The 21,752-nt window shown below is 49.5% G+C and carries 17 protein-coding genes and 2 pseudogenes; 16 read left to right on the top strand and 3 right to left on the bottom strand.

Going from position 1 to position 21,752, the window contains the following annotated elements; translation table 11 throughout:
• Positions 1-74: 74 nt before the first annotated feature.
• Positions 75-1,388 carry an AraC family transcriptional regulator gene (locus tag Ami103574_RS12110; protein WP_163067240.1) on the bottom strand — a complete coding sequence of 438 codons (1,314 nt, stop codon included), beginning with the start codon at positions 1,386-1,388 and terminating at the stop codon, positions 75-77.
• A 240-nt stretch (positions 1,389-1,628) separates the two neighbouring features.
• Between Ami103574_RS12110 and Ami103574_RS12105 the strand changes: the two genes are divergently transcribed.
• The 8 genes and pseudogenes from Ami103574_RS12105 to pylC all read left to right on the top strand — a co-directional run bounded on the left by Ami103574_RS12105 (position 1,629) and on the right by pylC (position 10,891).
• Positions 1,629-2,276 (top strand): cobalamin B12-binding domain-containing protein, encoded by a 648-nt coding sequence (locus Ami103574_RS12105; protein ID WP_163067239.1) that lies wholly within the window; start codon positions 1,629-1,631, stop codon positions 2,274-2,276.
• A 1-nt stretch (position 2,277) separates the two neighbouring features.
• A pseudogene (mttB, locus tag Ami103574_RS12100) lies at positions 2,278-3,768 on the top strand ([trimethylamine--corrinoid protein] Co-methyltransferase).
• Positions 3,765-5,180 (top strand): annotated as a pseudogene (mtbB, locus tag Ami103574_RS12090) ([dimethylamine--corrinoid protein] Co-methyltransferase). Before mttB ends, mtbB begins: the two co-directional pseudogenes overlap by 4 nt.
• A 285-nt stretch (positions 5,181-5,465) precedes the next feature.
• Complete coding sequence (locus Ami103574_RS12085; RefSeq protein ID WP_163067236.1) at positions 5,466-6,146, top strand: cobalamin B12-binding domain-containing protein; 681 nt, start codon at positions 5,466-5,468, stop codon at positions 6,144-6,146.
• 58 nt (positions 6,147-6,204) lie between these two features.
• Positions 6,205-6,951 (top strand): vitamin B12 dependent-methionine synthase activation domain-containing protein, encoded by a 747-nt coding sequence (locus Ami103574_RS12080; protein WP_163067235.1) that lies wholly within the window; start codon positions 6,205-6,207, stop codon positions 6,949-6,951.
• Positions 6,948-8,723, top strand: a complete 1,776-nt coding sequence (locus tag Ami103574_RS12075) for an ASKHA domain-containing protein (protein ID WP_163067234.1) — start codon at positions 6,948-6,950, stop codon at positions 8,721-8,723. The genes Ami103574_RS12080 and Ami103574_RS12075 overlap by 4 nt, the downstream gene beginning before the upstream one ends.
• Positions 8,724-8,738: 15 nt before the next feature.
• The gene (pylB, locus tag Ami103574_RS12070; RefSeq protein WP_163067233.1) at positions 8,739-9,767 is read left to right on the top strand and encodes a methylornithine synthase PylB; all 1,029 of its coding nucleotides are present in this window, start codon (positions 8,739-8,741) and stop codon (positions 9,765-9,767) included.
• Complete coding sequence (pylC, locus tag Ami103574_RS12065; protein ID WP_163067232.1) at positions 9,764-10,891, top strand: 3-methylornithine--L-lysine ligase PylC; 1,128 nt, start codon at positions 9,764-9,766, stop codon at positions 10,889-10,891. Before pylB ends, pylC begins: the two co-directional genes overlap by 4 nt.
• 15 nt (positions 10,892-10,906) lie before the next feature.
• Here the strand turns inward: pylC and Ami103574_RS12060 are convergent, their stop codons facing one another.
• Together Ami103574_RS12060 and Ami103574_RS12055 are read right to left on the bottom strand one after the other, a co-directional pair.
• Positions 10,907-11,407, bottom strand: coding sequence for an SEC-C metal-binding domain-containing protein (locus Ami103574_RS12060; protein ID WP_163067231.1), 501 nt, complete (start codon positions 11,405-11,407; stop codon positions 10,907-10,909).
• 21 nt (positions 11,408-11,428) lie between these two features.
• Entirely contained in the window at positions 11,429-12,403 is a 975-nt protein-coding gene (locus Ami103574_RS12055; RefSeq protein ID WP_163067230.1) for a homoserine dehydrogenase, read from the bottom strand.
• Between the two features lie 183 nt (positions 12,404-12,586).
• Between Ami103574_RS12055 and trmL the strand changes: the two genes are divergently transcribed.
• From trmL to Ami103574_RS12015, 8 genes are all read left to right on the top strand, one after another.
• Positions 12,587-13,057, top strand: a complete 471-nt coding sequence (trmL, locus tag Ami103574_RS12050; RefSeq protein ID WP_163067229.1) for a tRNA (uridine(34)/cytosine(34)/5-carboxymethylaminomethyluridine(34)-2'-O)-methyltransferase TrmL — start codon at positions 12,587-12,589, stop codon at positions 13,055-13,057.
• Between the two features lie 98 nt (positions 13,058-13,155).
• Entirely contained in the window at positions 13,156-14,652 is a 1,497-nt protein-coding gene (rpoN, locus tag Ami103574_RS12045) for an RNA polymerase factor sigma-54 (protein WP_163067228.1), read from the top strand.
• Positions 14,653-14,702: 50 nt separating this feature from the next.
• Positions 14,703-15,719, top strand: a complete 1,017-nt coding sequence (gene gap, locus Ami103574_RS12040; RefSeq protein WP_163067227.1) for a type I glyceraldehyde-3-phosphate dehydrogenase — start codon at positions 14,703-14,705, stop codon at positions 15,717-15,719.
• Positions 15,720-15,810: 91 nt separating this feature from the next.
• The gene (locus Ami103574_RS12035; protein ID WP_163067226.1) at positions 15,811-16,995 is read left to right on the top strand and encodes a phosphoglycerate kinase; all 1,185 of its coding nucleotides are present in this window, start codon (positions 15,811-15,813) and stop codon (positions 16,993-16,995) included.
• Between the two features lie 119 nt (positions 16,996-17,114).
• Positions 17,115-17,861 (top strand): triose-phosphate isomerase, encoded by a 747-nt coding sequence (tpiA, locus tag Ami103574_RS12030; RefSeq protein WP_163068002.1) that lies wholly within the window; start codon positions 17,115-17,117, stop codon positions 17,859-17,861.
• Positions 17,862-17,885: 24 nt separating this feature from the next.
• Positions 17,886-19,178, top strand: a complete 1,293-nt coding sequence (gene eno, locus Ami103574_RS12025; RefSeq protein ID WP_163067225.1) for a phosphopyruvate hydratase — start codon at positions 17,886-17,888, stop codon at positions 19,176-19,178.
• Between the two features lie 213 nt (positions 19,179-19,391).
• Entirely contained in the window at positions 19,392-19,622 is a 231-nt protein-coding gene (gene secG, locus Ami103574_RS12020; RefSeq protein ID WP_163067224.1) for a preprotein translocase subunit SecG, read from the top strand.
• A gap of 115 nt (positions 19,623-19,737) precedes the next feature.
• Positions 19,738-21,744: a sodium-translocating pyrophosphatase gene (locus Ami103574_RS12015; protein WP_163067223.1), complete on the top strand. Its 2,007-nt coding sequence runs from the start codon at positions 19,738-19,740 to the stop codon at positions 21,742-21,744.
• The last annotated feature ends 8 nt before the right edge of the window (positions 21,745-21,752 follow it).

Below are 21,752 nucleotides of genomic sequence, written 5' to 3'. Positions count from 1 at the left end.
TCTTATAAATCCTTTCTCGTACATGCTTTCCATGTATTCTACTTAATTAAATATAACGCATTCTCCTTTTCCTGTCAATTCAGGAAAGTTCGCCAAGAAGAATCCGTATCCCCAGAAGAATGAGTGCCGCGGTACTGCTTAGGCGTGACCCCTTTGGCCTTCTTGAAGACTTTAGTGAAGTAACTCTGATCGTCAAAGCCAGAAGACAAGGACACGTCAATGATGCTCAGATTGGTGGTGGATAGCAGCTGGCAGGCCCATTGAATTTTTAAAGCGTTCAAATAATCGGTAAAAGTGACGCCCATCTCATGGCGGAAGAGGGTAGAGAAGTAGGATGGATTTACGTGAAGGGTCTCCTCCATGTCACGCAGGGTAATCTTATCCCGGTAATGTCGGTTAATAAACTGTAGTGCTTTCGCGACGATTTGGGAATGGCCATTATAAATAGAGGTCAGCATGTTCTTCGTGATTACCTGGGTGATATCCTGGGCCGCGTCTATTAGCTGATTGCAGGAGGTGGCTTCGCTGAGCCGGTGAATGACGTCTAGGTCTGCATCTAATATGTCGCTGAGGTTCTTCTCATTTTCTCCAGCGATGCGCAGGATAATTGCAAAGAGCCACAGAGTCTTGGCTTTAATTCCTTCCAGATCTCCAGCCTCCAGGACGGAAAATGTCTTCATCAGCTGGTCCAGGTGGTTTCTGGCTTCGTCCATCTGCCCTTGGGTAATGCTGTCAAGCAAGAGGTTTTCCAGTTCATAAGGATATTCCATCGGGCGCAGGTCTTTCTTGTATTGCTGAATGTCACTGCCTATCCGGTTTTGTTGGCTATATTGGTTTCGCAGGTCGTCGTAGTCCATGGCAGCAGAAGCGGAGGTAATAATAGAGTTGTAAAAGAGTAAAGCCAGCTGAGAGATTTCATTGGGGTGATAAACCTTCATTTGGCGGGCAAAAGCTTCTGCCTGAGAGAGGTCTTTTTGCTCCAGACTATTCAGAGCGGAAAACTTGCCGGAGGTGCTGTTTCTCAGTTCACCCATAACCAAGGGGCCAGCAATGAAGTAGCCTACTGATTTCTTCTCCACAATCAGAGAAGTGGCAATATGGGTTAAACCAGCTTTGCATAGAAAGATATAGGGTTCTCCCAGCCGAGAGGCAAATTGGCCCGAGGAGGCCAGGTTGCGTCTGCAAGGGCCGGAGCACCGCTGGTAAACTTCAAAAAAGTTGCAGATTTTGTGGTCCCGCCTGAATTCTCGGCAGATTTGGTGCCGATTATCAAAGTAGGTGACAGGAATTTCGGCAATTGTGGCAAAGGCTTCCAGAGAATGGATGAGATAGTCGGACAGGGAGTTGCCCTTGGGTTTATCCATCATGGGAATAAGAACATTTTTCATGCCTGTCCTCCAATCAAATCATTGGTTACTATACAAAGATAATTCTAAATTTTATAAAAATTTCTACATGAATTGTATCACAGGGGCGGTAAAAAGACAAATCCTATCGAATAATCCACATAAAAATATCACTAAAATTACTAAAATACTTTATATACCTGAATGGGCTGAAACCAGTAAAATGAAACCATCAATATGTTTGTTACAAGGGCTTTTAATGTTGATTGGGAGGAAATAGGAATGAGTAAAGAAGCAATCATGGAAGCAGCAAAGCAGTCCATCATCGAAGCAGATGAGGACTTGGCTTTGGAGGCTCTCGCCGACGCTGAAGCAGAAGGGTTGGACCTGGTAGAGCTGTTAACTCAAGGCTACAGTGCCGGGATGAAAGAATTGGGCGATCTTTTCGGCATGGGAGAAGTATTTTTGCCTGAGCTGATTTTTGCTACGGAAGTTATGAAGATTGTGAGTACAGAAATCGAAGGAAAGATGGATATGTCGTCCATGAAGTCCAAAGGCGTATTTGTTATTGGCACCGTAGAAGGAGACGTGCACGATATTGGCAAGGGCATCGTGGCCTCTTTGGTGAAGACCAACGGTATTGAAGTGTACGACCTGGGCAGAGAGGTGCCCGCAGAAAAATTTGCAGAGGCAGCAATTGAGCACAACGCGCAGTTTGTAGGCAGCAGTGCCTTGCTGACTACCACCATGACCGTGCAGAAAGACATCGAAGAAGCACTGAAAGAAGCTGGCATCCGGGACAAGGTGAAGACTTTGGTGGGCGGTGCTCCGGTGACCAACCGCTGGGCAGAGAAAATTGGTGCAGATGCTTATTGCGAGGATGCTTCCGATACGGTAAATTACCTTCTAAAATGGATTGAGGAATTATAAGATGGCTAAATTTACCCATGAAACAGATATATACGGGTATTGCGTTCTTAGGAATGAAGATTTAGATGCCATTCATGAGGCTACGCTGGAGCTCATGGAAGAGTACGGTCTGCAAATTCACGGGAAAGAAGCTTTAGACATTTATGCCGGTGCCGGCTGTGAAGTTAATTACGAAAGTGACCGGGTAAAATTTCCTAGGAACCTGATTATCGACGCCATTGAAGCTTGTCCCGCAGAATTCACGCTCTGCGGACGTGACCCTAAGCATGATACCCTGGTCGGCGGAAAACGAGTGGCGTATAAGAATTTTGGTACAGGAGTATTTATCTTGGACCCTTACACCCATGAACTCCGGGAAACGACCAAACAGGATTTGTGTGATGTAGCCAGGTTTTGCGATGCCATGGAAGCCTGTGACGTATTTTCTATCGCTGTCACAGCCGGAGATGTGAACCAGAAAGTCCGTTCCCTTCACGAAGCGGAGGCCGTGCTGAACAATCTGACTAAAAACTTCGCTCACGACCTGGAAGGGATCAAAAATACGAAACGCTTTATAGACATGGCGGCGGCCATACAAGGGGGATATGACAAGCTGAGAGAGCGTCCGATCATCACCATGGGGGCCTGTCCCAACAGCCCGCTGGAGATTAATGAAAACGAGACCAGCATCATCAAGCTGTCTGCCGAGTATGGTTTGCCGATTGATATTTTATCCATGGGCCTGTGCGGCGGAACCACGCCGGCTACCCTGGCGGGTACGCTGGTCTGCACCAATGCAGAGATTCTAGGAGGGATTGTCTTGGCTCAAATCATTAACCGAGGAAATCCAATTCTCTATGGGACCTCTACCACCATCATGGACATGAAGACAGCCCAATCGCCGGTAGGCGCTCCCGAGCATGCTTTATGCGGAGCCGCTGTAGGCCAGCTTGGTCATTACTATGGCATACCTACCAATGTAGGCGGCACATAGGGGGACAGTAAATGTTTGGATGAACAGCTGGGACATGAGAAGACTCTCACAAACCTGTTGCCGGCTGTCACTGGAAGCAATGTAATTTACGGTATGGGCATGTTGGAAATGGGTATGACCATGAGTTATGAGCAGCTGCTCATCGATCAGGAAATTGTAAAGATGACCAGACGAATTCTTCAAGGTATCCCAGTAAACAAGGACACCTTGGCCTTAGAGGTAATCAAGGCAGTAGGACCTGCCGGAAATTATCTGGCTCAGAAGCACACCAGACAGTATATGAGGCAAGAATTGTCTACCACCAACTTGATTAACCGCCGTATGCGAGAGAATTGGGAGGCAAACGGTTCAAAAACCATGGATCAGGCCGCCAACGAACAAGCTCGCCAAATCTTAGAAAATTACCAGGTAACACCCCTGCCAGAGGATGTGAAGAAGAGGATTCATGACATCGTCTTGGAAGGAGAGGAAGAAGCAGAAGAATTAGCGCAGTTTAAGGCTAGAAAGCAGAAAGGATGATACATATGGGCCAAGAGAAAACCTTTTTTACCCGTATGGGCGATGGGTCCATCGTGCATATGACGGAAGAAGCTATCCGGGCAGACATCCAAGAGGGCATTGCGGATGCCGTTCGCAGAGGCAAGATTGATGCCCTGACCGAGGCAGAGGCGGAATATCTCTATGAGATTGTCACCATGCCGGGCAGTATTGTAGGAGTAAATCCGGGTATGGAGGTGGTTTCCTCCAACGATTCCGGATCAGATAAAATCAGCACCAAGTGCGGCGTACCTACATCCAGGGATACAAACGCGATGATTCACGAGCGCGTATTGGGAGCGGATTCGGTAGATATCGGTTACAGTGACTACAATTATAAAACTGTAAAAGGGGTGGCAAAAAGAGAGGCCACCGTATTAAAACAGGCCTTAGGCCGCTGCACCATGCCCCTGTTTTACGGGGCCATGCCAAACCTGGGGTTTTATACCAAGCCGGACGGTCCGGTGGACAACTGGGCGGTGCTGCTGCCAGAGGGCAAGATTCAGGAAGCCATGGCGGCTCAGGAAGAGGCGGTAGGTCATGCGGTTCGGGATATCGTCTATGTGGCGGAGCAGATGAACGACGTGGGTGCGGATGGATTTATGCTGGACACCTCGGGGGCTGCCGGCGATGCTGATTTTTTAGTAGCGTTAAAGGCCACAGAGGTCATTCGGGAGAAATTTCCTCACATGCCAGTAGAAATTGGCATGGCCGGTGAGTTTGTACTGGGGATGCACGGCAAGCTAAAGTATAATGGGCAACGGCTGGCGGGACTGTATCCCCACAAACAGGTGAAGCTGGTGGAAGAGGCTGGGGCCAGCATCTTTGGACTGGTAGTCAACACCAACTGCAACAAGTCTTTTCCTTGGAATATTGCTCGGGTTTGCACCTTTGTAAAGGCCTGTACTGCTGTCGCCAATATTCCGGTCCACGCCAACGCAGGCATGGGTGTATGTGGTATTCCTATGTGTGAGAATCTTCCGGCAGATGTGGTATCTAGAGCGGATAAGGCATTAATTGAGATCGGCAAGATTGACGGATTGTAGATAGGCGTAGGGGATCCTTTAGGTGCCGAGGCTGCACACGCTCTGGCCGCTTGTATGGGCGGTACCCGCACTGCCGGAGATCTGGTTATGCGGCTACAGCTAGCGGAGAAGATGAAAATCGACGAAGCGAAGGCATACGTGGCAGAGAAGCTGGGGGTATCTTTAGAAGAATTGTGCGACGTGGTGACCATGTCGGAAAAGAGAGAAGAGCTGGGGCTGGGTTTAGCCCACGTGGAACCGTGTGCCGGTGCCAATGCAGGGATGGAAGCCAAGTTTCGGATTCAGGAACTTCTCGGTGTCAAAATTAATTCCGTGGAGCGGTTTAAGGAACGGGCCGGCTTAAAATAAACTGCGAGGAGCAGGATGTTTAGAAGCCTGACCATAAACCTTACCAGGGAGAATATATAGAACTAGAAAGAAACAGGCTCCAGGGTGGTTCAGCGAGGAGCAGTCCCAATCTGGAGCATTCTGTTTTTTTCTAAAAGCTTGTCTCTATCACCGCAATTACAGATAGTAAAGAAATGGGAAGTATGATAAAATATGAATAAAATCACAGGCGAGGGAAACGTTTGTGTGCTGTGAGTTTATGACATATTTCACGAGGAACGTCAGGTGATGTCGGGAGGCGCAGGTTTGGAAAAACAGGAATTGTTCAGACGGGCAAAAGAGGCTATCGTCGAGGCGGATGAGGAGCAGGCCTTCAGCTTGATTTTAGAAGCGCAGATGAGGCAGGTAGATTTGTTAGAATTGCTGATGTCCGGTTTTGGGGCAGGCAATCAGGAGTTGGGACAACGGTTCGACAGTGGGCGATTGTCTATTCCAGAGTTGGTTTATGCAGCAGAGGTGATGAAAAATGTCACCGATAACATTTTAAAGCTGTTGAATTCACCTGAAAAAGAGGACTCCTTTTTTAAGAAGAAAGGTACGGTTTTGCTGGCCACCGTGGCTGGCGACGTTCACGATATAGGCAAAGGCATTGTGGCTTCCACCTTGCGGACGGCAGGGTTTGAGGTCATTGATTTAGGCTGCGAGGTGCCGGCAGAAGTTATTTTGGAGGAAGCGGTCAAAAATCAGGTGGATATCATCGGCACCAGTGCACTGCTGACTTCCACCATGGCGGAGCAGAAAAAGCTGGAGAAGCTGCTGCTGGAGGCTGGTCAAAAGGCAGCCTTTATGACTATGGTAGGGGGAGCTCCCTGTACCCCCAGATGGGCTAAGCGAATCGGCGCAGATGGCTACAGTGAGGATGCCGTTGAAGCGGTGTGGGTAGCGGATAAGTTGATGAAAGAAAAAGAAAAAAGAATGAAGCGGTAAGGTGGTAGGCCCCAGGGTTTATCACCTTTTTTCTCAAGATAGAGGAACGAGGGCATTTATGAAGAGAGAGATTCTATGGTTTGAGGAGGCAACCGCCTATCCCCTGGCGGAACAGCGTTTTATAAAGGCCTGTGGCTTCGATCTCAGCAAGCCGAAACACCAGCGGATGCTGAAGAGGGGCAGCCAGGTTCGGGCCGATGGTCTGGCGGGAATTCGTCTTGGGGGTGTCTTTTCATTTTGGGGGGCGGAATACTTCCATCAGGGAAAGCTTACTTTGGGAGAACTGGAAATTCACTGTCATTATTTTGAGCAGCTGCCGGAAGAAGCGGTATCAGGCCTGTACCTGTACCTGCTCACCGCAGGAGAATGTTATTTTTCCAGTGAGGAGAATATTGTAGACTTTCTCTATGCCGACATGTGGGGAACGGCTTATGTGGATGCGGCGGCAGAACTTCTGCGGGATCGCATTCGGAAAGATTTGGAAAGCCGTATGGGAGATTCCATTTTCGGGATTCCGTCTTCGGCGTATCTGTCGGAGGAATTTGGACCGGGTTATTACGGCATGTCAGTGCAGGAATCCAAAAAAATTATGAGTTTATTACAGGGAGAGGAGTTAGGTATAGCAGTCAAGGACAATGGTTTGATAATTCCTCAAAAATCCTGTACTGGACTATATTTTGTGCTCAACGATGCCCAGGTTCGTATAGAGCCGGGATGTATGAAGTGCCGGGGGACTGCTTCTGGCTGTGGCTTTTGCCGATTTTCAACGAGTGATAAAGAGAGGCGGGAAGGAGACGCGGAATGAACATAACTTTTTTACCACAAAACCGAACCATCCAAGGGCAGCCAGGAGAGACGGTTCTCCAAGCTGCGGCCAGAGCAGGAATCCATATCGACGGAAACTGTGCCGGAGCAGGGACCTGTGGAAAGTGTCTGGTGAAAATTTCGGGCAGGGCAGAGCAGGAGGCAGGATATCGGTTGGCCTGTACTGAACTCGTGTGGGATGGCATGATCGTTCAGGTACCCGAATTGGAGACGGCAGACGACCGAAAGAAAAAACTGATTCGTCTGCCAGAAAACTTCGTGCCCCAGCCAACTGTTCGCAAGCAGCTCGTTCGGCTGACGAAGACTGGCTTAGCAGAATCCCAGAGTCTTCAGGAGCGTATTCAAAACGCCCTAGGGCAGTCAGAGCTGGTCTTTCCCTGTCAGGTGTTAAGAGTCTTGCCCACTCTGTTGAAAGAGAGCCAGGAACTGACTTTGACCTTATGGGGCAGTCAGGTGCTTCATGCAGAAGCTGGAGACCAGCAGTGGAAAAACTATGGGGTAGCCGTGGACATGGGCACCACCACAGTTGTTATCATGCTTTGGGACTTGAACAAAGGACAACTAGTCCAGGTGGCCGCTAAGACGAATCCTCAGAGCGTTTACGGAGCGGATGTGATTTCGCGCATCACCGGGGTCATGGAAGATGGGCAAAACCTTCAAAAGCTCCAGGGCCTGATGATTCAGTGTATCAACGAGGCCGTCAGCAGCTTTGAGGAAACAGAAGGTGTCCAAGCAGAGAACATTTACCGCTATTCCCTGGTGGGAAATACCACCATGAGTCATATCCTTCTGGGCATTGACCCCTGTCCACTGGCCGTGTCTCCCTTTGAACCAGTGTTTACGAGGGGAGTAGAGGTGAGGGCCTTGGAACTGGGGCTAAAGGGCAATACCAACGCTGGGGTCCACCTTGCCCCCAACATAGCTGGCCACGTAGGCTCGGATATTACAGCGGGCATTCTTACTACCTCGTTGCTGGATTGGCAGCAAGGACACTTGTTTCTGGACATCGGTACCAACGGGGAGATTGTGCTGGCAGGAAAAGGCCGGGCGGCAGCTTGTTCGACCGCTGCTGGACCAGCTTTTGAAGGCAGTTCTATCCGACAAGGCATGCGGGCCGCCCTTGGCGCAATCGAGCAAGTAGAGATTGAAGAGGAACAGGTGCGGATTCAGACCATTGGCGGGGGAGAACCCCTAGGCATTTGTGGTTCTGGTATTATCGATGCGGTAGGGGAATTGATTCGCACCGGGCTGCTGGATAAGTCGGGCCGTCTGCTGAGCAAAGAGAAGCTGCGGCAAAAGGGAATCAGTGAGCCCCTGCTGGAGCATGTACGGGAAGAAGGACGGTCTAGCCAGTTCGTGCTTTATTTCAGTCCCGACGGGTTTAGGGATGTGGTGTTGACTCAGAAAGATCTGAGGGAAGTACAACTGGTCAAGGCAGCCATTTCAGCAGGCATGACTATTTTGATGAAAGAGCTGGGGTTGGAGCTCCGGGAACTGGAACGGATTACTATTGCTGGAGCCTTCGGCAGTTACATCCGCCGAGAAAGTGCGGTGAATATGGGCTTGTTGCCCAATGTAGAGGAAGATAAATTCTTTTTTGCTGGCAATACGGCGGGAATCGGTGCGGCGATGATTCTGCTGTCCGCAGACTGCCAGAAGGCAGCAGAGGCGCTGGCTAGACAGATTCAACATGTAGAACTGGCGGCCAGAAGCGATTTTCAGGAATATTACATGGCGGCCATGGGATTTTAAAAGGAGGAAAGGACGATGGATTTAAAAAACGGTGCTTTGACCAAACAGCAATTGGTCGACTTACTGGGCAGTTCCGACCCACAGGTGTTGAAAGAACTTTTTGCTAGAGCTTGCCAGCTTCGGCAGGAGATACAGGGAAAAAAGATTTTTGCCTATGGATTCGTATATTTTACCACCTTTTGCAGAAACGACTGTAATTTTTGCTATTACCGGAAGTCCAACCCCATTGAGCGGTACAGAAAGACAAGCGAGGAGATTTTGTCCATCTCACAGGAGCTGATTGATTCCGGGGTGAACCTCATCGATTTGACCATGGGGGAAGACCCTGTCTATCATGAAGAGGCCTTTGACAGCGTCGTGGGGATTATTCAAACCATCAAAGACCAGTATGACACGCCGGTGATGATTTCCCCTGGGGTGGTGGAACCGGAGACCATCCAGCGGATGGCTGACGCCGGAGCCGATTGGTATGCGCTCTATCAGGAGACCCATAACCGACAGCTGTTTAAAACTTTGCGCAAGGAACAGGACTATGATGAGCGGATGAACGCTAAGCTATATGCTCGAAATCAGGGAATGTGCATTGAAGAGGGGCTGTTGGCCGGAGTGGGAGAAACGGACGAAGACATTGCCGAATCCTTGTTGGTCATGGGCCAAATCGGTGCTCGGCAGGTGCGGGTCATGAGCTTTGTCCCTCAGCAGGGCAGCCCCATGGAGGGCTGTCAGACTCCCGATCGGTTGAAAGAATTAAAAATTATCGCCCTCCTGCGAATTCTTTATCCTCATGCTCTGATTCCCGCGTCTCTGGATGTGGATGGCATCGGCGGTCTTAAAGAGCGAATCGGAGCAGGAGCGAATTTAATTACCTCTATTATCCCTCCACGGTCTGGCCTCATGGGTGTGGCACAGAATACCATGGACGTGGATGACGGCGGCCGCACCGTGGAAGAGGCCGCACGTATTCTGGGAGAGATGGGGCTGCGCATGGCCTCCCGAGAAGAATACAAAGCCTTTTTATGGGGGAAAGAGGAGGTGCAGTCATGAAGATTGCCATTATCGGCGGGAAATTACAGGGGACGGAGGCGGTTTACCTGGCCCGGGAAGCGGGGATGGAGAGCATTCTGATTGACAGAAATCCTCAGGCCCCGGCAGCTGGGATCTGTGACCGGTTTGTTTGTGGAGATGTGGTGGCTAGGGAGCCGCAGGTGATGGCGGCGATGAAGGAGGCGGATCTGGTGCTCCCCACTAATGAGAACTGGCAGCTCCTGCAAGCCATCCGGGAAATAGGGGAGGAAGAGGGCTTGACGGTAGCCTTTGACTTCAATGCTTATGCTGTAACGGCTTCCAAGCTTCAATCGGACCGGCTGTTTCGCCACAATCACATTCCTTCACCCTTGTATTACCCCCAGGGAAAGGCTCCTTATATCGCTAAACCCTCCGGAGAAAGTGGCTCTGTCGGCGTGACCTTTTTGGAGACGGACTTGCAGGTAGAGGACTTTTTAGCCAATCAGTCAGATTCGGACCAATGGATTGTCCAGGAATACCTGGAGGGGCCCTCTTATTCCTTAGAGGTCATTGGCAGCGAACAGCATTATCGAACGTATACGGTTACCCAGATTCATATGGATAAGGTTTACGACTGTTGTAAAGTGACGGCCCCCTGTCCGCAGCTGACAGGAGAGGAGCTGGAGAGGTTTGCTAAAATAGCATGTTCTCTAGCGGAACTGATTGAGTTGCGAGGAATCATGGATGTGGAAGTTATCCATCAGGGAGGACTGTTGAAGGTGCTGGAAATCGATGCCCGGCTGCCCAGCCAGACTCCCATAGCCGTGTACCATGCCTCAGGGGTAAACCTGTTGGCAGAATTGGCGGATATAGCCCTGTGGGGGCGGTTTCAGAGGAAACAGGAGAATGAAGGCCGCTGGTGCGCCTATGAGCATTACAAGCTGGAGGAGGGCCGAATTATTCAGGAGGGGGAGCATATGATGAGCCAGGCTCGGCCTTTGGCTAGATCAGAAGGGCTTTTCGGGTCGGATGTTGCTTTGTCGGATTACTTTCCTGGCTGCGGAGAATTTAAGGGCATCTTTGTCAACTGGGGAGAAGATGAAGATGGATTGGAACAAAAGCGGCAAAAATTAAAAGCTGACCTAAAAGGTCAGCTTTTATGAAAAATTTCGAGACGTTTATTTAGCAGCGCCGCAGCACTTTTTGTATTTTTTGCCGCTTCCGCAAGAGCACGGGTCATTTCTGCCAGGTTCTTTTTCTTTAACGACGGTCTTGGATTTTTTGAATTCCCGGACGATTTCTTCTCGTTTTTCTAGTGGCAGCACCTGATCCCAAGCCGGAATGGAATATAAGTAATCCGCTTCGGCTCCCAGCATGTTGAAGAATAACGTTTCAAAATCAATATCCAGTTGGATGGCTGCTGTCTCATCGTATTCTTCAATGGGAAGCGGATTTTTCAAACTGGTGTTGATGCCATCCAGAAAACCCATGAAAATCACCGGGTCGGCTTCATACTTTTCTTTCAGTTCCTGAAAGGTTCCTACCGGTGTATGCTGGTGATTTTCCAGAATATCGGTGTAGATTTTTGTCTCTGTGGAGCTGTACTTTTCCCAGAATTCAGCGAAGCTGTCGTCTGTCTGGTTGTTGATTAAATCTTGCCATTGTTCATATAAACTCATTGTATTCACCTCTGATATTTTTTATCTACTTGTAATTTTCTTGGCGATTTCCAGCACGTCGCCCATAACGGCGCTTCCCGTCGGAAGAGGGCCGGCACCCTTGCCGTAGAACATCAATTCGCCTACTGCATTGCCGGTCACGTAAACCGCATTGAATTCGTTGCTGACGGCGGCCAGAGGATGGTCGCTGCTTAGCTTGGTCGGCTTGACGCTGTAGGTCAGCTGACCTTCCTCCATGCGGGCGCAGGCAATGAGTTTGATTTTGCTGTTCTCAGCCTTGGCTTCCGCAATGTCTTCAGGAGTAATGTTGCTGATGCCTTGAGTTGGTATCTGCCCCGGAGCAACATAACTGCGAAATAAAATGGCGATAAGGATAGACAACTTGTTCGCCACATCGATGCCTTCCACGTCCGCGGTAGGGTCCGCTTCTGCAAAGCCAAGCTCTTGAGCCTTTTTCAGTACATCCTCATAATTCAGACCAAAGTCCGTCATCTGTGTGAGGATGTAGTTGGTGGTCCCGTTGAGGATGCCCTGAATTTCCACAAACTGGTTAGCTTGGAGAACGGTGGTCAGGGCATTGATGATAGGAATACCGCCGCCTACGCTGGCCTCGTAGCGGAACTCCACCTGATTGGCCTTAGCAGTCTCTGCAAGCTTTTCAAAGTTGGCAGCCACAGCAGCCTTGTTGGCGGTGACCACACTCTTTTTATTTTTCATCGCCTCCAGCATAAAGGTGGTGGCTGGTTCAATGCCGCCCAAAAGCTCAATAACAATGTCTATTTCCGGATCCCGGAAGATTTCGTCCGGGTCTTGTGTAAACTGTTGGGGAACCACGGTAATATCTCTTTCACGGGTGGTATCCCTTTCAAGAATTTTGCTGATTTCAAGATTCAGACCGGTTGCCTCAGTAATCTGCACTTTGTTCATTTCCAAAGTCTTGTAAGTGCCAGTTCCAATGTTACCTAGGCCCAGTAGTCCAATTTTGATTGTTTTCATGTTCATACCTCCTGGATCATTTTTGCCGGCAACGCCGTTTAACCGTAGAAAATATTATATACTATTTAGTGGGATTTGTCTTTAATTTTTTGGGAAGTCTGACGGCAAATGTTGTTTTTTTGGCATAAAATGTGATAAAATAAACTCACAAATAGAATACTAATAGGATTGGAAGGTGAAAATATGGCAATTCACATCGTTTTTGTAGAGCCGGAGATCCCGCCAAATACAGGGAACATCGCCAGGACCTGCGCGGCCACTGGCAGCGTTCTCCATCTGGTGGAACCTTTGGGATTTTCGATAGATGACAAAAGTGTCAAAAGGGCCGGTCTCGATTACTGGCCTTTTGTGCGGTTGGAGGTCCATGAGAGTTTAAATGCTTTTATGGAGAAGTATGGAGATCGTCAGCTTTATCTGGCCACCACCCAAGGAGGGCGCCAGTATGCAGAAGTTCAGTTTCAGGATGAAGATATGATTTTGTTTGGACGGGAGACGGCAGGCTTGCCACGAGACTTTATCAAAGAGCATCAGGAACAGGCCATCCGCATCCCTATGAGTGCAGATACCCGGCTGAGGTCTCTGAACTTGTCTAATTCGGCTAATATTATCCTCTTTGAAGCCTTGCGTCAGCTGGGTTTTCCAGGATTGGAGTAATTTTTCCAAACCGATTGCCAGTTTGGGGTGGCATTCTTGTTGTTTTATAGTATAATTATGATGAATAACTTTGCTTTTCTTGCGATTTGAGGTGAAAGATGAAACTTGGGTATGATTTAACAATAGAACAGACGCAGAAGCTAGTCATGACTCCAGAGCTGATTCAGGCTATTCAGATTTTACAATTCAATACTCAGGAACTGGACAATTACGTCCAGGAGCAGATACTGGTCAATCCCGTATTGGAGCAGGTGAGCCCTGCCGACACAGGGGAGGCTTCCAGTAGCAGCAGAGACAGAGGAGAAGGCCTGGAAATCGGTGGGCACGCTGAAAGGCCGGATTCAGGACAAGAACTTCGGGAGCGTACCAGAGAGTTAAACAGTGAAACCCTGGGCAGTAACGAACTGAGCAGCAAGGAGTGGGCTGAACACATCAAGGAGCGGGAATACGATGACATCAGCTATCGTCAGGGAGATTACACCAAGGAGGATAAGGACTATTCTTTTGAACAGTTCGTCACCTCAGATGTGACCTTGTCGGAGCATCTCATGTTTCAGCTTCAGTTTGCGGCTATTAAGCCCAGCTATCGAAACATCGGCAGATACATCATCGAGTCGCTGGACGATAATGGTTATATGACGTTGACCGTGGAGGAGATTGCCAGAGCCTTGAGCGTGTCTCGTGAAAAGGTGGAACTGGTGCTCCAGGCCATCCAGGGGTTTGAACCTGTGGGGGTTGGTGCCAGAGATTTGGGGGAATGTCTGTTGATCCAGCTGGAGAGCCGGGGGCAGTTGGATCAGCAAGTCAAGCGGGTTATCGATGACTATCTGGAGGATTTGGCCGATAATAGATTATCCGCTATTGCCCGGGAGCTAGGTGCTACGGTTCAGGAGGTTCAGGAAATCTGCGACTTGATTCGCAGCCTGGAGCCAAAGCCTGGACGGCAGTTTGCCTCACAATCCACCACCCGGTACATCGTACCGGACATTATTGTGGAGGAGGTCAATGGAGAATATCTGGTTACGGTTAATGAGAGCAGTACCCCTCGGCTGATGGTCAGTTCTTATTACGAAAAAGTTCTACAGGAATCGAACAACGATCCCAACCTGACCAAGTTTCTGTCGGGCCGGTTAAATTCAGCCATTTGGCTGATTCGCAGCATTGAGCAACGCAAGCAGACCATTTACAATGTGGTCAGCGCTGTGGTCAAGTATCAGCAAGGCTTTTTTGATAAGGGCCCAAAACATCTGAAGACCTTGACCTTAAAGCAGATTGCAGAAGAGGTGGGGATTCACGAATCCACCGTCAGCCGCTCTATTAATGGGAAGTACATGCAGAGCCCTAGGGGAGTCTATGAAATAAAGTACTTTTTTACCAGTGGGGTGGCAGGCAACCAGGGAGAGGGCATATCCTCTCAGAGCATTAAATCCTTTATCAAGGAAATCGTCTCAGGAGAAGATCCTAAAGCCCCATACAGTGACCAGGATATGGTCCAGCTGCTTAAAGGCAAGGGCATTGAGATTTCCCGCAGGACGGTAGCCAAGTATCGGGATGAATTGAATATCCTATCTTCCTCTAAAAGGAAAAGATATTAATAAATAAAAGTTAACATGTAAAGAGCAGAGATTGCTGGAAGGAGAAGAAAATGGCTATTAAAGTTGGCATTAGTGGGTTCGGTCGTATCGGACGGGTGGTTATACGCGCAGCGATGGATTTTGAGGACATCGAAATCTGCGGTATTAACGTGCGAAATGCAGATCTGGAATATATGGTCTACATGCTCCGGTACGATACCATCTTTGGACGGTTTCCAAAGAGTCTGGACGTATACGAGAAAGGCTTGATTATTAACGGCAAAAAGGTTCCCGTATATAGTGAAAGTGATGCCGAAAATATTCCTTGGGGAGAATGCGGGGCAGAGTACATCGTAGAGGCCACAGGGGCTTATGTAACCACGGAAAGCTCTATGAAGCATATTAAGGCCGGAGCGAAGAAGGTTATTATTTCTGCTCCAGCTAAAGACAAGGCGACTCCGACCTATGTGATGGGTGTAAATCATGATCAATACGGCAAGGATATTCATGTGGTATCCAACGCATCCTGCACCACCAACTGCCTGGCACCGCTGGTGAAGGTACTGGAAGACAACTGGGGCATTGAGCAGGGCCTTATGTCCACCATTCATGCGGCTACAGCCAAGCAGAAAGTAGTAGATGCCCGTTCTATGAAGGACTGGCGCACAGGCCGTTCTTCTTTCGGCAACATTATTCCTTCTTCAACAGGTGCAGCTAAGGCGGTAGGTCTGGTTATTCCATCGGTTCAAGGAAAGCTGACAGGCATCTCCTACCGGGTACCGGTAGCTGACGTATCTGTTATCGATTTGAACGTGCAGCTGAAAAATCCGGCTACATATGTAGACATCTGCAAAAAAGTGCGGGAAGCTGCTGATGGCGCCATGAAGGGCATCGTCGAATATGTGGACGACGAGGTGGTATCCAGCGACTTTATCGGAGACCCTCATACTTCCATCTTCGATGCCAGAGAAGGGATTATGCTCAATGAAAAGTTTGTTAAGCTCATTGCCTTCTATGACAATGAATACGGCTATTCCAGCAAGATTCTCATGCTGATTCAACATATGTACCAGGTAGATCAGGCTTAAGACCCTTTTTTCTGCAGGGAGCAGCAACGCCGCAGGCTTGCCGGAAATTTTCAAAGGGCAGCCAAAAAATTATGGATAGGGAGATTTAAACATGAAAAAAACGGTGAGAGATATAGACGTTTCTGGGAAGAAAGTCCTAGTACGGTGTGACTTTAACGTGCCGATGAAGGATGGAGTCATCACCGATGATATCCGCATCACTTCCGCAATGCCGACCATCAATTATCTGATCAGCAAGGGAGCCAAGGTCATCCTCCTGTCTCATATGGGCAGACCGGAAGGCCAAGGGGACATGAAGTACACCTTAAAGCCAGTGGCCGACAGGCTCAGCCAGCTTCTTGCCAAGGACGTAGCCTTTATCAGTGCGCCAGAGGTGGTCAATGAGGCGGTTCGTCAGAAGGCCGCTGGTCTGACAGCGGGACAGGTGATGTTGCTGGAAAACGTGCGGTTCCGCAAGGAAGAAACCAAAAACGGTGCCGACTTCTCCAAGGAACTGGCTTCTTTGGGTGACATCTTTGTCAACGACGCTTTTGGTACGGCTCACCGGGCCCATTCCTCTACAGCCGGTATCGCAGATTATTTGCCAGCGGTTTCTGGCTTCCTGATTGAAAAAGAAGTACAGTTTTTAGGCAGTGCGGTGGAATCTCCCAAACGGCCTTTTGTAGCTATTATGGGCGGGGCCAAGGTAGGCGATAAGATTTTAGTCATTGAGAATCTATTGAAAAAAGTGGACACCCTCATCATCGGCGGAGGCATGTCCTATACCTTTTATAAGGCACAGGGCTATGAAATCGGCACATCAATTTTGGATGCAGACAACGTGGGTTTGGCGGCAGAGCTGCTGAAAAAGGCCGAGGCGGCTGGTGTGAAGCTGCTTCTTCCGGTGGACATCAAGGTAGCGAAAGAGTTTGCTAACGATTCGGAGTGGTCTTACTGCGATATGGACCGAATTCCAGCAGATCGAATGGGACTGGATATTGGTCCGAAGACGCAGGCACTCTTTGCAGCGGCGATTGAGACGGCAGAGACGGTGATTTGGAACGGCCCGGTAGGGGTCTTTGAAATGCCGAATTTTGCGGAGGGAACTTTGGCAGTAGCCAGAGCTTTGGCAGTCTGCAAGGGGATTACGGTTATCGGCGGTGGGGATTCAGCGGCTGCGGTAGAACAATTCGGCCTAGCGAACCAGATGACCCATATTTCCACTGGCGGAGGGGCCTCCTTGGAATTTTTAGAAGGAAAGGTACTGCCGGGCATTGCCTGCTTGCAGGATAAGTAGTACAACCGTAAACATACTGGCAAATCGGGAGCTATTTCTAAAATAGCTCCCGATGCCGGATGGGGCCGCAGGTGCAGTCCCTGGGACTGGCAGTCAGAAGAGGAAGCGAGGAGACCATGATTAGAAAACCACTGATAGCGGGGAATTGGAAGATGTTTAAGACTACCGCAGAAGCTAAAGACTTTGCGGCGGAATTTAAAAAAATATATGTGAGTTCAGATATCCAGGTGGCGGTATGTGCCCCTTTCACTCAGTTGGAGGCCTTGAAAGAAGCCTTTCAGGATACGGATATTCAGGTAGGTGCCCAAAACCTGCATTTTGCAGAAGAGGGGGCCTTTACAGGAGAAATCTCAGCAGCCATGCTGAAGGAAATCGGTGTAGATTGCTGCATCATCGGCCATTCGGAACGGCGGCAGTTGTTCGGGGAGACGGATGAAATGGTGAACAAAAAGCTGCATCAGGCCTTCGCTTCAGGCATCCGCCCCATCCTCTGTGTAGGGGAAAGTTTGGAACAACGAGACGGAGGACAAGCTTTTGACTTGGTTCGTTCCCAGATGAAGGCAGGCATGCAGGGCCTTCATGCAGATCAGGCGGCGGCGTTAATCGTCGCGTATGAACCTGTATGGGCCATCGGAACAGGCCGGACTGCTGAACCAGAACAGGCCGACGAAATGTGCGGGTTTATCCGTCAGGTGGTGGAGGATCTGTATGGAGAGGAAGCGGCTGACAAGGTGCTGATTCTCTATGGTGGCAGCGTAAAGCCGTCCAACGCCAGCGAACTCCTGAACATGGGAGATATCGATGGAGCTTTGGTAGGCGGTGCCAGTCTGGTACCAGAGGACTTTATACAAATCGTAAATTTTTAAGTAGATAAAAAGGAGGACGCATTTATGCCGTTTATAGAAGATGTAATCGCACGGGAAGTATTGGATTCCAGAGGAAACCCAACAGTAGAAGTGGAACTTTACTTGGAGGATGGGAGTATGGGACGGTCTATCGTTCCTTCCGGCGCATCTACAGGTGTTCATGAGGCTGTAGAGCTGAGAGACGGGGATAAGGCTCGGTATTTAGGAAAAGGGACTTTGAAGGCGGTAGAGAATGTCAACAGCATCATTGCTGATGAGATCATCGGTTACAACGTACTGGACCAGGTAGGACTGGACAAGCTGCTGATTGAGTTGGATGGTACACCAAATAAAGGTCGGTTGGGCGCTAACGCCATCCTAGGTGTGTCTATGGCCGCTGCGGATGCAGCAGCAAACAGCCTGGGTTTGCCGTTGTTCCAATACCTGGGAGGCGTGAATGGAAAGACTCTGCCGACACCAATGATGAACATCTTAAATGGTGGTTCTCATGCGGACAACACGGTGGATATTCAGGAATTCATGATTATGCCGGTGGGAGCACCTAGCTTTCGGGAAGCCCTGCGCATGGGTGCAGAAGTGTTCCACAGCTTGAAAGCTGTTCTGAAAGGAAAAGGGTTAAACACAGCGGTAGGAGATGAAGGCGGTTTTGCTCCTAATTTGACTACCAACGAAGAGGCCATTCAGGTTATTCTGGAAGCTATTGAGAAGGCTGGATATAAGCCAGGAGAAGAAATTAAAATTGCGCTGGATGTAGCTGCCAGTGAATTTTATGATGAAAAGACTAAGGCTTACAACTTGACAGGAGAAGGGGTTACCAGAACGGCAGAGGAGATGGTGGCTTACTACGAGATGCTAGCAGCTAAATATCCAATTATCTCAATAGAAGATGGCTTGGCAGAGGATGACTGGGCAGGCTGGAAGCTGTTGACTGAACGGCTGGGTCAGAAGTTGCAGCTGGTGGGAGATGATCTGTTCGTTACCAACACCGAGCGGCTGGCCAGAGGTATTCAGGAAGGTATCGCCAACTCAATCCTCATCAAGGTTAATCAAATTGGTACTTTGACGGAAACCTTTGATGCCATTGAAATGGCTAAGAGAGCTGGATACACTGCCGTCGTTTCTCACAGAAGCGGAGAGACAGAAGACGTGACCATCGCTGACATCGTGGTGGGGCTCAACGCTGGACAGATTAAGACCGGTTCTCTATCCAGAACAGACCGGATTGCAAAATACAATCAGCTGCTGCGGATTGAAGAGACCTTAGACACTTCCGGCCAGTACGCTGGATTGTCCGCTTTCTACAATTTACGAGCATAGTTGAGCAAATTATATCGGTTCCCGCCTTACAAAGAAGCTGAAAGGAAAAAGGAACTGATATATAAGTAGAAACCACATTAGCAAAGCCGCAGGAGGTTAAAGTCCTGCGGCTTTATCTGTATAGACATGTATCCAAACCGCGTAAAAACTCTTGATTTTTTAGTGGACATGTGGTAGACTCTAGAAGTTAATCATGTATTAGGAGGTGTAGAGATGAAAATATTTCTGATGGCCATACTTGCGATTGCCAGTATCGTGCTGATTGCAAGCATTTTATTGCAGTCTGGAAACAGTGCAGGCTTGTCCGGTTCCATCGGCGGCGGCGCAGAGCAGCTGTTCGGTAAAAAGAAGAGCAAGGGATATGAAGCTATTTTGAACAAAATCACTACGGTGGCGGCCGCTTGTTTTATCATCATTTCACTGGCATTAGTCACTATCGAATAATTCATCGGGTGCAGCCGTTAGCATATTTGATTATTATAAAAATTGAACATATTGCTTACATTTAAGAGGTGTCGAAGACGCCTCTTAAATGTCTTTTAAGGAGGGGGAAAGATCAATGCGTATTTTCGCTCTAGCAGCTATTGCGACAGCGGTCCTGGCCCTGGTCTTCGCTTATGCCATGACGGCTTGGGTCAACCGGGTTCGGGAGGGCAGCGACCAGATGAAAGACGTGGCAGCCTATATTCGAGAAGGTGCTATGACTTTTTTAAAGAGAGAATATCGGGCTATGGCGGCCGTGTTGGTGGCGCTGGTTCTTTTGACGGGATTTTTGGTAAATTGGGCTTCGGCTATTTTATATGCAGGAGGCGTCGTGCTTTCGGCGTTGGTAGGTTATTGCGGTATGCGAACAGCTACCAAGGGCAATGTACGTGCAGCTAATGGAGCGCTGTCTTCGGGTTTGAGCAAGGCTTTTAAGGTTGCTTTTCGCTCTGGCTCTGCCGTAGGGCTCTGCGTGGCTGGGATGGGGCTTTTAGGTCTCAGTGCCGCCTTTGTGGCCGTTAATCTGGCTACCGCCTTGCAGTGCGTGGCGGCTTTTGGTATGGGGGCCTCCACGATTGCACTTTTCGGGCGCATCGGTGGAGGCATCTATACGAAGTCGGCGGATGTAGGTGCTGATTTGGTGGGCAAGCTGGAAGCCGGTATGCCGGAAGATGATTTTCGCAATCCAGCAGTCATCGCAGACCATGTCGGCGATAATGTCGGCGATGTGATGGGCATGGGGGCTGACCTCTTTGAATCTTATGTGGGGACGATTATTGCAGCTATGGTGCTGGCAGTAGCTTCCGGCTCTGGCGTAGGCTTCAGCCATATGGCAGGGGTTGCTTTTCCGCTGCTGCTGGCAGCGGCGGGGATTGTGGCCTCTATGGTGGGCATTCTCTTTGTCCGCAGCCGGGAACAAGGCAATCCGGCTCAGGGCCTGAATTTGGGCATTTATATTGCCAGCGTGATTATGGCAGTAGCCGCCTGCATTCTCTCAAAGGTTCTGTTGGGCGGTTTCCGTTGGGCAGTGGCAGTCGGTGCTGGCTTGTTGGTAGGCATTCTCATCAGTAAGATTACGGAATACTACACATCTAGCGACTACAAGCATGTGCAGCATATAGCAGAGCAGGCGGGTACAGGCGTAGCCACTGCTATTATTTCTGCGTTGGGCACAGGACTGCTATCTACAGTATGGCCGCTGGCCACGATTGCTATAGGCGGCTATGCGGCTTTTCAGTTTGGAGACCTATACGGTATCGGTCTCTTTGGCGTAGGCCTATTGTCTACGGTGGCGGTGACTGCTGCTGTGGCGGTGTATGGGCCAGTGGCAGACAATGCTAGCGGCATTGCGGAGATGAGCGGTCTGCCGGAGGAGGTTCGAGAGGTAACAGAAGCCTTGGACACCGTGGGCAATAAGACGGCAGCAGCAAGCCAGGGTTTTGCCATGGGCGCTGCGGCCATGACTGCTTTGACACTTTTCCTAGCGTATGTGCAAGTAGTGGGTATAAAGGGGCTCAGTCTGCTGAACCCGATGGTGGTGATGGCTATTTTTGTAGGGGCTATGCTTCCTTTCTTGTTTGCAGCGTTGACCGTAGGTTCAGTAGAACGTGCGGCTAAGCTCATGGTAGAGGAAGTACGGCGGCAGTTCAATCTGGACGAGGGTATCCTAGAGGGTTCCTCTCAGCCGGACTATGCGACTTGTGTGGATATTTCCGCCAAGGGGGCTTTGAAGGAAATGGTAGCACCAGGGGTGATGGCCATTGCAACGCCTTTGGTGGTAGGTCTTGTTTTCGGACCGGAAATCCTGGGGGCTATGCTTATGGGCGTGCTGCCTGCGGGTATGCTGTTGGCTATGATGTTGACCAATACCGGAAGCGCATTGAAAAATGCGAAGAAATATATTGAAAAAGGCCATTTTGGTGGCAAGGGTTCTGAGGCCCACAAGGCAGCTGTAGTTGGAGATGGAGTAGGCGATCCATTAAAGGATGCCTCAGGGCCTGCGCTCAATATTTTTATCAAGTGCATGGCCATCGTTTCTCTAGTCTTTGCGCCGCTGTTTGCGGCAGTAGGCGGCTTACTTTAGATTTCATT

It is taken from the genome of Aminipila butyrica (assembly GCF_010669305.1).
Classification (GTDB): Bacteria; Bacillota; Clostridia; order Peptostreptococcales; family Anaerovoracaceae; genus Aminipila; species Aminipila butyrica.
The sequence above is the reverse complement of the archived record's forward strand: the minus strand, read 5'-3'. Positions and strand labels throughout refer to the sequence as shown.

What these genes read in the sequence shown, in the direction of transcription:
- Ami103574_RS12110 (WP_163067240.1), bottom strand. Translation starts at nt 1,388, where the DNA reads ATGAAAAATGTTCTTATTCCCATGATGGATAAACCCAAGGGCAACTCC.
- Ami103574_RS12105 (WP_163067239.1), top strand. Translation starts at nt 1,629, where the DNA reads ATGAGTAAAGAAGCAATCATGGAAGCAGCAAAGCAGTCCATCATCGAA.
- Ami103574_RS12080 (WP_163067235.1), top strand. Translation starts at nt 6,205, where the DNA reads ATGAAGAGAGAGATTCTATGGTTTGAGGAGGCAACCGCCTATCCCCTG.
- Ami103574_RS12075 (WP_163067234.1), top strand. Translation starts at nt 6,948, where the DNA reads ATGAACATAACTTTTTTACCACAAAACCGAACCATCCAAGGGCAGCCA.
- pylB (WP_163067233.1), top strand. Translation starts at nt 8,739, where the DNA reads ATGGATTTAAAAAACGGTGCTTTGACCAAACAGCAATTGGTCGACTTA.
- pylC (WP_163067232.1), top strand. Translation starts at nt 9,764, where the DNA reads ATGAAGATTGCCATTATCGGCGGGAAATTACAGGGGACGGAGGCGGTT.
- Ami103574_RS12060 (WP_163067231.1), bottom strand. Translation starts at nt 11,407, where the DNA reads ATGAGTTTATATGAACAATGGCAAGATTTAATCAACAACCAGACAGAC.
- Ami103574_RS12055 (WP_163067230.1), bottom strand. Translation starts at nt 12,403, where the DNA reads ATGAAAACAATCAAAATTGGACTACTGGGCCTAGGTAACATTGGAACT.
- trmL (WP_163067229.1), top strand. Translation starts at nt 12,587, where the DNA reads ATGGCAATTCACATCGTTTTTGTAGAGCCGGAGATCCCGCCAAATACA.
- rpoN (WP_163067228.1), top strand. Translation starts at nt 13,156, where the DNA reads ATGAAACTTGGGTATGATTTAACAATAGAACAGACGCAGAAGCTAGTC.
- gap (WP_163067227.1), top strand. Translation starts at nt 14,703, where the DNA reads ATGGCTATTAAAGTTGGCATTAGTGGGTTCGGTCGTATCGGACGGGTG.
- Ami103574_RS12035 (WP_163067226.1), top strand. Translation starts at nt 15,811, where the DNA reads ATGAAAAAAACGGTGAGAGATATAGACGTTTCTGGGAAGAAAGTCCTA.
- eno (WP_163067225.1), top strand. Translation starts at nt 17,886, where the DNA reads ATGCCGTTTATAGAAGATGTAATCGCACGGGAAGTATTGGATTCCAGA.
- secG (WP_163067224.1), top strand. Translation starts at nt 19,392, where the DNA reads ATGAAAATATTTCTGATGGCCATACTTGCGATTGCCAGTATCGTGCTG.
- Ami103574_RS12015 (WP_163067223.1), top strand. Translation starts at nt 19,738, where the DNA reads ATGCGTATTTTCGCTCTAGCAGCTATTGCGACAGCGGTCCTGGCCCTG.